This window comes from Shewanella pealeana ATCC 700345 (genome assembly GCF_000018285.1).
In the GTDB taxonomy this organism is placed as follows: Bacteria; Pseudomonadota; Gammaproteobacteria; order Enterobacterales; family Shewanellaceae; genus Shewanella; species Shewanella pealeana.
Genome location: NC_009901.1, coordinates 3,124,681 through 3,138,407 on the forward strand (window position 1 = coordinate 3,124,681; position 13,727 = coordinate 3,138,407).

Below are 13,727 nucleotides of genomic sequence, written 5' to 3' on the forward strand. Positions count from 1 at the left end.
TTAATCAAACTCAGGTTGAACTGTTAAATTGATTTCTTTTAGCTTGTTATAAACGTCTGGTTCGCTCGATACCGGTAACCTGCCCGCTTTATTAATCGCAGCTTTAGTCGCACGGCAAACTACGCTATCACCATCGAGTGTTTGGCTCGCTGTCACAAATCCATCATTAGCTAAACGAATGAATACCCGGCAACTCTTACCGCGCATAGATTCATCAACCACTAAGTTACGCTGAATGGTTGCTCGGATCATAGAGGTATAACGCTGCACTTCAGTCATGACTTGCTTATTACGAGTCTGAGAAAGTGCCGCTTGCTCGGCAGCCAGTGCATCTTGCATCATCTGCTCTTGCTCACGCCGGGCTTGTTCTTCCGCTTTGCGCTTACGTTCGGCTTCAGCTTTACGTTTTCGTTCATCTTCGGCTTTTTTAGCTGCCGCTTCTTCAGCTTTACGTTTATCTGCCGCTTTTTTCGCCGCTTCCTCAGAGGCTTTACGCTCAGCTTCTTTTTGCTTACGCTCAGCTTCAGCCTTAGCCGCTTTCTCATTTTCCTGTTTCTGTTTTAGCTGTGCAGCTTTCGCCGCGTCGGCTGCATTTTTTGTTTCAATCTCTTTTTGCTTGCGCTCTTGTTCAAGTCGCTTAATTTGGGCCTGTTCTCGTTCTCGCTCTTTGCGAGCTTCACGAACTTTTCTATCCGCATCGTCTTGACGGGCCTTTTCTTTACGTTCAGCCTCTCGCTTTTCAGCTTTTAACTTTTCAACGTGCTCAGCAACCCGCTTTTGGTCTACAACCACAGCCTGAACCGCTGGCGCACTCGCCTGTGGCTGCGGTTTCGGCTTATCTGAAAAGTCGACACCTAAGGCAAGAATAACTATCACGCCAATATGAATCCCAGCTGAAATCACAACGGGTAAGGTTAAATCAGATTTAGCCGCCACTTATTTATCCTCCGGCGAATCTGTCATTAATCCCACCGAAGGTACCCCAGCACCTTGCAAGGTCACCATCAATTGAATCACCTTTTCATAGGGAATTGAGCGATCGGCTTTAACAACAACTGGACGTTCTGGCTCTAATAGAATAATCGCCCCCACACGCACAGCAACTTCATCTAAGTCTAAAACGTCTTTGCTGCTTGAGCTGCCCACATCTAAGTAATACTCCCCCATGGCATCGATTGATGCCACAACGGGAGGCTTGCTATCTGCAGGTAAAGACTCTGCTTTACCTTGAGGTAAATCGACCTTAACGCCTTGGGTCACAATAGGTGCTGTCACCATAAAAATAATCAGCAGTACCAACATCACATCGATATAGGGCACCACGTTTATTTCAGCAACCGGACGACGGCGCTTCCTTTGGTAGCCTTGATGCATTATGCCTGTTCCTTCTCGCTGTATGCTTGGCGATGCAAAATGCTAGAGAACTCTTCCATAAAGTTGGCATAAGACATTTCAACCTTTTCTACTTGAGTTGAGAAACGGTTATAAGCAATGACCGCTGGGATCGCTGCAAATAAGCCCATCGCCGTTGCGATCAAGGCTTCAGCAATACCTGGAGCGACCATAGCAAGTGTGGCGTTTTCAACCGCGCCCAGTGCGATAAAGGAGTTCATGATCCCCCATACCGTACCAAACAAACCAATATAAGGGCTGGTAGAACCAATAGTTGCCAATAAAGGCAGGTGAGTTTCAAGCTTTTCTAATTCACGAGATAGCGATACGCGCATTGCACGATAACTGCCATCCATCACAGCTTCTGGTACGCGGCCATTTAACTTACTTAAACGAGCATACTCTTTAAAGCCAGTAACAAATAAAGATGACAAGCCTGAGTTACTGTCTTGTCTTGCCGACAACTCCTGATAAAGCTTGTTCAAGTCGACACCTGACCAAAACTTATCTTCAAACTTTAGCGCTTCTTTCTTTGCTGCATTTAATAACCTTCGGCGCTGAATAATCACCGCCCAAGAGGCGATCGACAAGCCTAACAATGTAAGCATGACTAATTTAACTAGTAGGCTTGCCTGTAAAAATAATCCAATAAAAGAAATATCAGCTTCCACCTTTGAACTCCTGCGCAATATGTTGGGGAATGGCTTTGGGTCTCATACGTGACAGTGCAACACAGGCAACAACAATGTTAGCCTCACAATACACCACACCTTGCTCGTCAATTAGGCGTTGTTCAAACACCATTGATGCTTTCTTAAGTTGTATGACCTTCGTTTCTACAATAAGGTTCTGCTCAAAGCGTGCAGCCTTACAAAAATCTAATTCTGCACTTTTAACTACAAACGCAGTGTCCTCTGCTAATAAGGCTGTTTGACTGACCTGCATAGCGCGAAGCCACTCGGTCCGAGCCCGCTCAAAAAACTTAAGGTAATTTGAGTGGTAAACGACACCACCAGCATCCGTATCTTCATAGTAAACCGAAATAGGCCAACGAAACATAAACGATAATCGCCAATCGATGAGATAAAATAGAGGCCTACTATACCTAGCCAGTATGCAATTGTGAATCGACATATGTGATATGCCATGCGCTTCTTCATAAAATTTTGTTAATCAACTAAATCCTTGTTGCATAGGCGCCCTAGCAATGAGTACGCCGCGCTTAAAGCAAGCAGCACATTTTATTTCGCCCATAAAAAAGGAAGCCGAAGCTTCCTTTTCAAGAGATTTAAACTGCCTTATTTGGCTATTTTAGCTGGCACCTGAAGTCCAAAGTTATGCCAAAGGAAACTATAAATATCGGCAAACTCATCAATCTTCATTGAGGTCGGCTTACCTGCGCCATGGCCAGCCTTCGACTCAATACGCATAATTACCGGCGCATCACCTTGCTGTTTCTCTTGCATCAAGGCGCCAAACTTAAAGCTATGCAGTGGTACAACACGGTCGTCGTGGTCGGCTGTCATCACCATAGTCGCGGGGTAGGCTTGAGCTTTAAGGTTGTGGTATGGCGAATAAGCATAGAGTGCAGGGAATTGTTCGGCATTATCAGCACTGCCATATTCACTGGTCCAAGCCCATCCAATAGTGAACTTTTGGAAACGTAACATATCCAATACACCAACAGCAGGCAGTACCGCGGCAAATAGCTCTGGGCGCTGAGTCAATGTCGCGCCCATCAATAAGCCACCATTACTGCGACCATAGGCACCTAACTTAGAAGAGTTAGTATAATCTTGCTCTATTAAGTACTCTGCAGCAGCATAGTAATCATCAAATACGTTCTGCTTTTTATCGAACATACCCGCCTGATGCCAGCTTTCACCATATTCGGCTCCACCACGAAGATTAGGCACCGCATACACGCCGCCCATATCCATCCAAGCAATATTGGCAGGGCTAAAGCGTGGTGTCAGTGAAATAGCGAAACCACCATAGGCATACAGCAGCGTAGGGTTTTGGCCATCTTTTTTAATGCCTTTCTTATAAGAGATCATCATTGGCACTTTCGTGCCATCTTTGCTGCTATAAAAAACCTGCTCAGAAATATAATCACTTGGGTCGAAAGAGATGTCTGGTTTTGAATAAACGGTCGACTCACCAGTGTTAAAATCAAACTTGTAGGTCGTTTGAGGCTGAGTGTAGCTGTTGAAAACATAGTAGAAGTAATCTTTACTGCGCTTGCCGTAAGGGCCTGCAATCTTACCTTTACCTGGTAAAGTCACGTCTTGGCGCTTATCGCCATTCATATTGTAAACCGTTAGCTTGCCTAAAACGTCATGCAGATAACTCACCACAAAATGGTCGTTAATAATCTTTATGCTGCTGATCGGATCTTTTAGCTCTGGAATAATCGTTTTCCAATTATCTTTGGCGCTATTGTTTACATCGACCGCAATAACTTTACCGTTTGGCGCGTTATAGTCGGTTTTAAAGTAGAATATTGAATCATCGTTGCCGATAAACTGGTATTCAGCTTCAAGATCGGGGATCAACTCAACGACTTGAGCTTGTGGTTCAATAAGCGACTTATAAAAGAATCGGTTGCGACTATCGGTTCCTTGAGAGATATAAAGCAACAAGTAATCGCCCTTCTCTGACACCTCTATACCAAAACCCCAATCTTTATTCTGAGGTCTTTCATAGACTAAAGTATCTTCACTTTGACTTGTACCAATCTTGTGGAAGTAGACTTTTTGGTTAAAGTTAACGTCAGCAAGTGCGTTACCACCTTCTGGGGCATCATAACGGGCATAATAGACACCGTTGTTATCGCTGCTCCAAACTGCACTTGAAAACTTAATCCAATCCAGCTCATCGGTCAGCTTGTTACCCGTCGCGACATCAATAAAGTGCCATGCCTGCCAATCAGAACCCGATTTAGAGACACCATAAGCCAGTGTTTTACCGTCATCGCTTACAGATACACCAGATAAAGCAACGGTGCCGTCATCAGAAAAACGATTAGGATCTAGCGCAATTTTAGCCTGACCATCTGCAGCTGTTACATAAAGAACTGACTGCGCCTGTAATCCATCATTACGGTAATAAAATGTGTTATCACCCTTTTCAAACGGTGCAGAAATCTTCTCAAAATTCCAAAGCTCAGTAATACGATCAACAATCGCCTGCTTATTTTCGATATTAGCGAGATATTCGTGGCCCGCTTTCTGCTGTTCACTTACCCATTTTTTAGTTTTATCTGATTCAACTTCTAAATAGCGATAAGGGTCGGCAACCTGAACACCGTGTATCGTTTCAATAACACTGTCTTGACTTTTCGTAATGGTATTTGTTGTATTATCTTGTACTGGTTGTGACTGGCAACCCACTACAGCTATGCCTAAGCCTATAGCTAACAAGTGATTTTTAGTTAGTATCGAATGAATTCGCATTTTTTACCCCTGATAAACTGACTCTATTTAATGAGCCTTCTGTTCATGTAGTTAGGTTTTTGTAATTAGATAATCTTATTTTGTCCCTAACCCTTCTTCAATGCGCACTATACAAACTAAAAAAATACATCGCAAAGTTTGTTTTACTGTTGCTTTAAGCCTAACGCTCCAGCAACTGTTAATAATTTAGCAACATAGATGAATTAAATATCATGCGAAACTCCAGATGAAGTGTGACTAAACCCACACTATTCCTGGTATACGCAGCTTTTATCGACTAGTTCATCTTTATTCAATATTAGAAAAACTAATGATTAAGTCTAATAATTCTAGTTTGTCAGTTTGACTCGCTGACCCTATAATTCGTCTCGTTTTCAGGAAGTGTCTGCCTAGCAGATTCGGAAACAAAGAACTCTTAAACTTTGGTGGTTATCCACGGAAGTTATATCCCTGGTTCTTATGCTTGACTTCCTTCCTTCAATTTGTTGATTGCAATGATTTATTTTTGCGGCCCGCTTACTATGTAAGCGGGCTATTTTTTATCTGCAATCTGGCCATAGCCACAAATATCTTTAAGTTTTTCACATAAAAAAGCCCAGCAATTAAGCTAGGCTCTTTAAATATCTAAGTTCGGTTACAGCGGTTTACTTATCCTAATCACAACACGACGGTTTCGCGAACGCTCATCAATCGTTTGATTAGAAGCGACATGCCTTTTCTCGCCATGTCCCATGGTATGAATTCGATTTTGCCCAATGCCACTGGCTACAAAAAAATCCTTCACCGAATCGGCACGCTGCTCTGATACCTTTTGATTGATACTGCGACCACCATAACTATCTGTGTAAGCATCGATCAGCACCAAATCGACGTTCTGATCGTAGGCTAGATATTCTTGCACTCTTGCGATCTGCGACTTTGCATAACGTGTCAGTTCAGTTCCGCCAGATTCGTAGGTTAATACCGTGAACGCGATATCTTCAAACGAATAAGGTAATAACGAAGACAGGCACGACTTAAATTCAGAGTACTGACGCCTGAAATTCACCGCCGATAGTCCTACCGCGATTTTATTCGACTCGTTATACCAATCAGCATAGTAAAATGTCGGCTGCATACCACTTTCAAGCTCAGCCAGCATGGACCAAGCAGCATTACGCGGTACTTCTCCGCTAAAGTACTTTTGATAAGTCAGCTCAGTGATCTCTTTCGACAAAACTCCCGGACGCCAAGCGGGGGCCATACTCATCAATTTGGCTTGTGTCACCTGATCCGGTTTAACCCACATGTCTAGGCTAAAGTTCAGGTTATGGTCTTTGCCCGCGTAACTGGTAAATACCGCTTTGCCATAAGAGGGAATGTCGTGCTCAAGGCGACACATCACCGGATTATTCCCGCTCAGGCGCCACTGCGACTCTTCTAAAGAAGCGACATATTGCCTCAAATCTGCATTTACAGAAAAAGGTAGTAACAATAATGATGTTAAAATTAGCCCAAGCCGCATAAATTAAGTCTCTTAATTCGTATCACTACTCTCTATCGGCAAAGATTTATCTTTCTTTAGCCTATAAATCAATCAAACGCACATGACAGTGATTATCAGTTGCAGCATAATAGTCGCCTGCACACTTTTGGGAAATTTTAATGACTGACACTTTCGACCCTAATTTAATGAAAAACCGCTTTAGAGGGTATTTCCCAGTGGTCATTGATGTTGAAACCGCAGGTTTTAACGCTAAAACAGATGCGCTGCTAGAAATTGCAGTCAGCATGCTAAAGATGGACGATGAAGGTGTGCTTGCTCTAGATAAGACATTGCATTTCAATATTGAACCGTTTGAAGGTGCTAACCTTGAGCCAGAAGCATTAGCCTTTACGGGGATCGACCCCACCAGCCCTCTTCGCGGCGCTGTTAGCGAAAAAGAAGCTTTCTTAGAAATTTTTAAAGAAGTCAAAAAAGCGCAAAAAGCTGCGGGTTGTCACCGCAGTATTATTGTTGCTCACAACGCGGCATTCGATCACGGCTTTGTTACCCAAGCGATCGAACGTAATGCACTAAAGCGTACTCCTTTCCACCCCTTTGCCACATTTGACACCGCAGCGCTTGCGGGCTTAGCCATAGGTCATACTGTACTCGCAAAGGCCTGCGCGATGGCTGGGATCCCTTTCGATAACCGTGAAGCCCACTCAGCACTTTATGACACCGAGCGCACGGCTGAGCTATTTTGCTTAATCGTCAACCGCTGGAAGGCCCTAGGTGGTTGGCCTTTTATTGCTGATGAAACAGAAGAGGCTGACACCAACTCCTCTGAAGAAAAAGCTGAGGACTACACTAAAAATTAGTCACTCGAGAGTGAATCACAAGAACAAAAAAGCTGCGATAATCGCAGCTTTTTTCATGCTTAAACATGTCCCGTCCTGAGATAAGTTGACACATTGGAGACTTATCTATGAAACCTTCAGGTTCTATCAGCAATAAACGTACTCAGCGTGATTACACATTAGGCTTTAAATTAGCCGTCGTCAGCCAAGTAGAAAAAGGCGAGCTGACCTATAAGCAAGCTCAAGACCACTATGGTATCCAAGGAAGAAGTACCGTCCTTACATGGTTACGAAAGCATGGTAGATTAGACTGGTCCCAGCCTATTGAGCACTCTCCTATGTCTAAATCTAAAGAAACGCCAGCCCAGAAAATTAAGCGATTGGAGAAGCAAGTCTCTAATCTAGAAATGAAAAACATGATTTATGGCGATATGGTCGAGTTGCTTAAAAACGAATACGGCATCGATTTAGAAAAAAAGTACTTAGCCGAACGCTCTGGTTCGCCAAAGTAAAAGGCACCATAAAGTTAGCCACAGCGAGTCGGCAGTTCAACTTATCTAGACAAGCAATTTATCAATGGAAACAACGCAGAACGGCAAAAGCTGAAACGCTTAAACCTGTGATGAAGATGGTCATGTATTGGCGCCAGTTTATGCCTAGAGTGGGGACGCGCAAGCTCTACCAGCTCATCAAGCCACAACTGATAGAACAAGGGATAAAGCTCGGTAGAGATGGGTTATTTCAGTATTTGAAGCAACAAAATATGCTGGTAAAACCCAGAAAAAATTACACTAAAACGACCAATAGCCATCACTGGCTAAGAAAGTATCCCAACTTACTAAAAGACAGAGCGGTCAAGCGTGTTGAAGAGGTGCTCGTTAGCGATATCACCTACGTGAAATCAGATGAGGGGACGCACTATTTGTCTCTGGTAACAGATGCGTACTCAAGAAAGATAATGGGATATGAGTTAAGCCATGAAATGAAAGCTTGTGACGTGGTCAAAGCATTGAATATGATGATAAAGAATCGTCAGACAACAGGCGATGCCATTCACCACTCAGATAGAGGGATGCAGTACTGTTCAGCTGAGTACCAGGAGACGTTAGCGGCAAATGGTATTACTCCGTCCATGACAGATGGATATGACTGCTACCAAAATGCACTTGCAGAGCGGGTTAATGGGATTTTGAAGCACGAGTTTTTGCTTTATCGCTGCCGTACGATGAAGGAGCTCGATATGTTAATCAAAGAGTCGATAGAGACTTATAACCATTTAAGGCCGCATCTTAGTTTAGGGATGAAAACCCCTAATGAAGTACATAAAAAAGCCAGTCGGGAGTTCCAACTGGCTTAATAAAAACCGTCAACCTATTTTAGGACTAGACAACAACTTATAAATTCATTAGAAATTATAGTGAATCAGCATTGTCAGTTAGGTAAGAAGCAACACCTGCTGGGCTTGCGTCCATCCCTTTGTCACCCTTTTCCCAACCCGCTGGACATACGTCACCGTGCTCTTCGTGGAAGTGAAGTGCATCAACCATACGGATCATTTCATCAACGTTACGACCTAGTGGCAAGTCATTAACCACTTGGTGACGAACTTGACCTTCTTTGTCGATTAGGAAAGAACCACGGAATGCAACACCCGCTTCTGGATGCTCAACATCGTATGCTTTACAGATCTCATGCTTAACGTCAGCAACTAGCGTGTATTGAACTTGGCCAATACCGCCCTTGTCTACTGGCGTGTTACGCCATGCGTTGTGAGTGAACTGAGAATCGATTGAAACACCGATCACTTCAACGCCACGCTTCTTGAACTCATCCATGCGGTGATCAAAAGCAATCAGCTCTGATGGACACACGAAAGTGAAGTCAAGTGGGTAGAAGAATACTACGGCAGTCTTTCCTTTAATTGCTTCAGATAGGTTGAAGGTATCAACAATCTCACCATTACCTAGTACCGCAGCTGCAGTAAAATCAGGGGCCGGACGGCCGACTAATACGCTCATTTTATTTCTCCATCTATGGATTGCTAAAAACGCTGTTTCGTTTTAAATCTAAAGGCATTATAGGCAGTGTTTTTCTTTGCACAAGCAATTTGAAAACAATATCAGTTTTTTTAATAAACATTCGATTAACCGACCACCACCCTAACTACAACACCAAAGCTTCACATTGCCGTTCACACTTTGTTTTCATGTTTAGCCACAGCTAATTCACAAATCAAATTGAATTCAAGATATAGCCTTCCGGTGCTGGACATCTGGGGGCTTAACAGGCAAAAATGGCTGATACTTCAAATATAAGAAATAGATTAATCATATTATGAATGCTGTTGTCATCGCTGTATGCCTAATGTTAGGCCTCAGCTTAGCTAGAGTTAATATCGTCGTTGCACTCACAATCTCTGCATTAGTTGCAGGACTGGTAGGAGGCATGGATCTGCATCAAACCGTCGCAGCTTTTAATACAGGTCTTGGTGGCGGCGCACAAATAGCCTTAAGCTACGCGCTACTTGGTGCTTTTGCCGTTGCCTTGTCGCATTCAGGTCTTACTACGGTAATTTCGAATAAGGTTATTAGTTTATTAGGCAAAGAGCAGAATAGCACCAACAACAAACGAGTTCGTTGGGTGCTACTTTTAACGATTCTTGCTATGGCTATCTCCTCACAGAATATCTTACCGATCCACATAGCATTCATTCCGATTTTGATCCCACCGTTACTGCATGTCATGTCTAAACTAAAAATGGATCGTCGTTTAGTGGCCTGCGTGCTCACTTTCGGTTTAGTCACCACTTACATGGTATTACCTATCGGCTTTGGCGGAATTTTTCTTTACGATATTCTGTTATCCAACCTAACTAACAATGACCTGCAGGCCGTAAAGGCTCAAGTCGCTCCAGCCATGATAATCCCAGCTCTAGGCATGGTGTTTGGTTTATTAGTTGCTATCTTTATCAGCTACCGTAAGCCTCGTGAATATCAAGAAGAGCAAATTTTAGCCGCCGAACCCGAAGAGGGCATAAACCCACGCAACATTGGCATTGCAGCCATCGCCGTTGTTGCGACATTAGTTGTACAGCTATATACAGGTTCAATGATTTTCGGCGCTTTGATGGGCTTTATCGTTTTCAGTTTTTCAGGCGCACTTAAACATGTTGCCGATCAAGATATCTTCAACCAAGGCGTACGCATGATGGCCAATATTGGCTTTATCATGATCTCTGCCGCGGGTTTTGCTGCCGTTATTAAGGGAACGGGTGATGTTGCGAGCTTAGTTGAGATTATGAATACGGCGATTGGGGATAATAAAGCCTTAGCTGCGTTCTTGATGTTACTCGTTGGCTTACTTATCACCATGGGGATTGGTTCATCGTTTTCGACCATACCAATTATTGCCGCAATCTATGTGCCTTTAGCAATGAGCTTTGGCTTTTCAGTTGAAGCAACCATTGCCCTCGTCGGTACAGCTGCTGCGCTAGGAGATGCCGGTTCGCCAGCATCAGAGTCAACTTTAGGGCCTACAGCGGGTCTTAATGCCGATGGACAGCACGACCATATGAAAGACAGTGTTATCCCAACCTTCATTCACTACAATATTCCATTATTAGTGTTTGGCTGGATTGCCGCTATGGTGCTCTAGATTCTAGAAAAATGAAAACAAAAAAGGAGCCATTTGGCTCCTTTTTTACAATAGAATTTAGACTAATACCAATCAATAAAAAGGTTATTTAGTACCAAAAATCTTATCACCCGCATCACCAAGACCTGGCAGGATATAACCTTGCTCATTTAGGCAGTCATCGATTGACGCAGTATAAAGCTCGATATCTGGATGAGCTTTCTCTAGAGCAGCAACACCTTCTGGAGCCGCTACAAGCACAAGTGCTTTAATAGCAGTACAACCGCGCTCTTTTAGTAGGTCGATAGTTGAAATCATCGAGCCGCCAGTCGCAAGCATTGGATCTACAACCAAGGCAATACGTGAAGGCATGTCACTGGCTAGCTTTTCAAAGTAAGGCACTGGCTCAAGTGTCTCTTCGTCACGGTAAATACCCACAACAGAGATACGCGCACTTGGTACGTGCTCAAGAACGCCATCCATCATGCCAAGACCCGCACGTAAGATTGGTACTACTGTTACCTTCTTACCTTTGATCTGTTCAATTTCAACAGGACCATTCCAACCATCAATCGTTACCTTTTCAGTTTCAAAGTCAGCCGTCGCTTCATAAGTCAGTAAACTGCCCACTTCTGCCGCTAATTCGCGAAAACGTTTGGTACTGATGTTACCTTCGCGCATTAATCCAATTTTATGACGGACTAAAGGATGTTTAACTTCAACGACTTTCATCTTGTTCTCCTGATTTTCTAACGTATTTTTTACGGTAAATTTTAACGATTTTAGTAGATTTGTTCATTTAGGAAAACTTAAAGTTTCAAAAAGACGGTAAATCGTGACCTCTGTCGCTAAGTTTATTGAAAAACTTAGCTTTCGAGCCTACTCACAAGCTGTTAGAATGGCGCCGCGTAAAATCCAATAATAATCTATACCCGTACCCGAGAGGATCTCCGTGAGCACTCCTACTACCCCACTAAGCTATAAAGATGCAGGCGTTGATATCGATGCCGGAAATGCACTAGTTAACAACATCAAGTCAGCAGTAAAACGTACCCGCCGTCCAGAAGTAATGGGCAATCTAGGTGGTTTTGGTGCACTTTGTGAGCTACCAACTAAGTATAAGCATCCAGTACTGGTTTCTGGTACTGATGGTGTCGGCACAAAACTACGCCTTGCTATCGACTATAAAAAACACGATAACGTTGGTGTTGATTTAGTTGCCATGTGTTCAAACGATCTAATCGTTTCAGGTGCAGAGCCACTGTTCTTCCTAGACTACTACGCGACAGGCAAACTTGATGTTGAAGTTGCGACCGCCGTTGTTAAAGGAATTGCTGAAGGCTGTGTGCAATCAGGCTGTGCATTAATCGGCGGTGAGACTGCTGAAATGCCTGGCATGTATGAAGGCGACGACTACGACCTAGCAGGTTTCTGCGTTGGTGTTGTAGAGAAAGAAGAGATCATCGATGGCACTAAGGTGCAAGACGGTGATGCCCTTATCGCACTCGCCTCAAGCGGTCCTCACTCAAATGGTTTCTCACTTATCCGTAAGGTATTAGAAGTGAGCAAGGCAGATCCAGCCCAAGAACTTGCTGGAAAGCCACTAATTGATCATTTGTTAGAACCTACAAAAATTTATGTAAAGTCATTGCTTAAATTGCTTGAACAGCATGATGTTCATGCTATGTCGCACATTACAGGTGGTGGCTTCTGGGAAAATATCCCACGCGTATTACCTGAAGATTGCAAAGCAGTGGTAAAAAGCGACTCTTGGCAGTGGCCTGTCGTGTTTAATTGGTTGATGGAAAACGGCAACATTTCAGAATTTGAAATGTACCGCACCTTCAACTGTGGTGTTGGTATGGTTGTCGCCCTACCAGCTGATAAAGTCGATTCGGCCTTAGAACTGCTAACAGCAGAAGGCGAGAACGCTTGGTTAATCGGTAACATTGCCAAGCGTAACGGCGAAGAAGAGCAAGTGGAGATCCTGTAATGCCCCAGAGTTGTCGCGTTTTAGTATTAATTTCAGGTAACGGCAGTAACCTACAAGCCATTATCGATGGTTGTGACGATAACCTCCAAGCCGAAGTTGTTGGCGTGATCAGTAATAAGCCCGATGCCTATGGATTGGTTCGTGCACACCAAAATGAGATTGATACCAGCTGCGTGATAGCTCACACAGGCGAAACAAGACAAGAGTACGACGCTAGACTACTCAATGCGATAGAAAAGTATCAGCCAGATCTTGTGGTATTAGCTGGCTTTATGCGCATTCTAAGCGATGAGTTCGTACAGCGTTTTGAAGGTAAGATGCTCAACATCCACCCTTCTCTCTTGCCTAAATATACAGGTTTACACACCCATCAACGTGCCATTGACGCTAATGACACCGAGCACGGCGCTAGCGTACATTTTGTGACGCCAGAACTCGATGCAGGTCCGGTGATCTTACAGGCGAAAGTGCCAGTTTATGCAGATGATACTGCCGACACATTGGCAGAGCGCGTTCATGAACAGGAACATGCTATTTACCCACTCGTGGTTAAATGGTTCAGCCAACAACGTCTAGCAATGGTAGACGGTATTGCCATGCTTGATGGTCAAGCGCTTCCAGCTGACGGCTACGCTGCTGACTAAACAAATGTTTAGATAGCAAAAATACAAAGGCACCTGACGGTGCCTTTTTTATTCCATTTATAAAACCTTGCTAATACCAATCAGTATAAACATTTAGTCGCTCAGCGAGAATTTAGCGGTTCTGAGGCAAGGTCATTAAATGCTCCTGCATTAATGACATTCACCACATCCATGTGGTTTGTAACGAGTGAAGAGCATAGTTGTTCTACGTTTAAGCTCCCTCTTGTTCCTTAAGAGTCACAGCATCAGAACCGCTAAAACTCGCCATTCTGGAGCGTTTTTGGCTGC

At 43.7% G+C, this 13,727-nt stretch carries 13 protein-coding genes; 5 read left to right on the top strand and 8 right to left on the bottom strand.

Going from position 1 to position 13,727, the window contains the following annotated elements; translation table 11 throughout:
• The 6 genes from tolA to SPEA_RS13640 all read right to left on the bottom strand — a co-directional run bounded on the left by tolA (position 1) and on the right by SPEA_RS13640 (position 6,351).
• The gene (tolA, locus tag SPEA_RS13615) at positions 1 to 936 is read right to left on the bottom strand and encodes a cell envelope integrity protein TolA (RefSeq protein ID WP_012155792.1); all 936 of its coding nucleotides are present in this window, start codon (positions 934 to 936) and stop codon (positions 1 to 3) included.
• Complete coding sequence (tolR, locus tag SPEA_RS13620; protein WP_012155793.1) at positions 937 to 1,374, bottom strand: protein TolR; 438 nt, start codon at positions 1,372 to 1,374, stop codon at positions 937 to 939. It abuts the gene before it with no gap.
• Positions 1,374 to 2,063: a protein TolQ gene (gene tolQ / locus SPEA_RS13625; RefSeq protein ID WP_012155794.1), complete on the bottom strand. Its 690-nt coding sequence runs from the start codon at positions 2,061 to 2,063 to the stop codon at positions 1,374 to 1,376. Before tolQ ends, tolR begins: the two co-directional genes overlap by 1 nt.
• A complete protein-coding gene (ybgC, locus tag SPEA_RS13630) occupies positions 2,053 to 2,451 on the bottom strand; it encodes a tol-pal system-associated acyl-CoA thioesterase (protein WP_041410968.1) in 399 nt (132 codons plus the stop codon). Before ybgC ends, tolQ begins: the two co-directional genes overlap by 11 nt.
• 239 nt (positions 2,452 to 2,690) lie before the next feature.
• The gene (locus SPEA_RS13635) at positions 2,691 to 4,847 is read right to left on the bottom strand and encodes a prolyl oligopeptidase family serine peptidase (RefSeq protein ID WP_012155796.1); all 2,157 of its coding nucleotides are present in this window, start codon (positions 4,845 to 4,847) and stop codon (positions 2,691 to 2,693) included.
• Positions 4,848 to 5,481: 634 nt separating this feature from the next.
• Positions 5,482 to 6,351, bottom strand: coding sequence for a flagellar protein MotY (locus tag SPEA_RS13640; RefSeq protein ID WP_012155797.1), 870 nt, complete (start codon positions 6,349 to 6,351; stop codon positions 5,482 to 5,484).
• A 140-nt stretch (positions 6,352 to 6,491) separates the two neighbouring features.
• On the opposite strand from SPEA_RS13640, the gene rnt reads away from it, so the two are divergent.
• Together rnt and SPEA_RS13655 are read left to right on the top strand one after the other, a co-directional pair.
• A complete protein-coding gene (gene rnt, locus SPEA_RS13645; RefSeq protein WP_012155798.1) occupies positions 6,492 to 7,190 on the top strand; it encodes a ribonuclease T in 699 nt (232 codons plus the stop codon).
• Positions 7,191 to 7,297: 107 nt separating this feature from the next.
• A protein-coding gene (locus tag SPEA_RS13655) for an IS3-like element ISSpe3 family transposase (protein WP_086024313.1) occupies positions 7,298 to 8,526 on the top strand; the annotation gives its coding sequence in 2 pieces (ribosomal slippage) (positions 7,298 to 7,649 and positions 7,649 to 8,526; 1,230 coding nt in all).
• A gap of 55 nt (positions 8,527 to 8,581) precedes the next feature.
• On the opposite strand, the gene SPEA_RS13660 is transcribed toward SPEA_RS13655, so the two are convergent.
• A complete protein-coding gene (locus SPEA_RS13660; RefSeq protein WP_012155800.1) occupies positions 8,582 to 9,187 on the bottom strand; it encodes a peroxiredoxin in 606 nt (201 codons plus the stop codon).
• Positions 9,188 to 9,503: 316 nt separating this feature from the next.
• On the opposite strand from SPEA_RS13660, the gene SPEA_RS13665 reads away from it, so the two are divergent.
• Entirely contained in the window at positions 9,504 to 10,823 is a 1,320-nt protein-coding gene (locus SPEA_RS13665) for a Na+/H+ antiporter family protein (RefSeq protein WP_012155801.1), read from the top strand.
• An 84-nt stretch (positions 10,824 to 10,907) separates the two neighbouring features.
• On the opposite strand, the gene upp is transcribed toward SPEA_RS13665, so the two are convergent.
• Positions 10,908 to 11,534 (bottom strand): uracil phosphoribosyltransferase, encoded by a 627-nt coding sequence (upp, locus tag SPEA_RS13670; RefSeq protein ID WP_012155802.1) that lies wholly within the window; start codon positions 11,532 to 11,534, stop codon positions 10,908 to 10,910.
• 220 nt (positions 11,535 to 11,754) lie between these two features.
• Here upp and purM point away from each other — a divergent pair, with 220 nt between their 5' ends.
• A complete protein-coding gene (gene purM / locus SPEA_RS13675) occupies positions 11,755 to 12,795 on the top strand; it encodes a phosphoribosylformylglycinamidine cyclo-ligase (RefSeq protein ID WP_012155803.1) in 1,041 nt (346 codons plus the stop codon).
• Positions 12,795 to 13,439 carry a phosphoribosylglycinamide formyltransferase gene (gene purN / locus SPEA_RS13680; protein WP_012155804.1) on the top strand — a complete coding sequence of 215 codons (645 nt, stop codon included), beginning with the start codon at positions 12,795 to 12,797 and terminating at the stop codon, positions 13,437 to 13,439. The genes purM and purN overlap by 1 nt, the downstream gene beginning before the upstream one ends.
• The last annotated feature ends 288 nt before the right edge of the window (positions 13,440 to 13,727 follow it).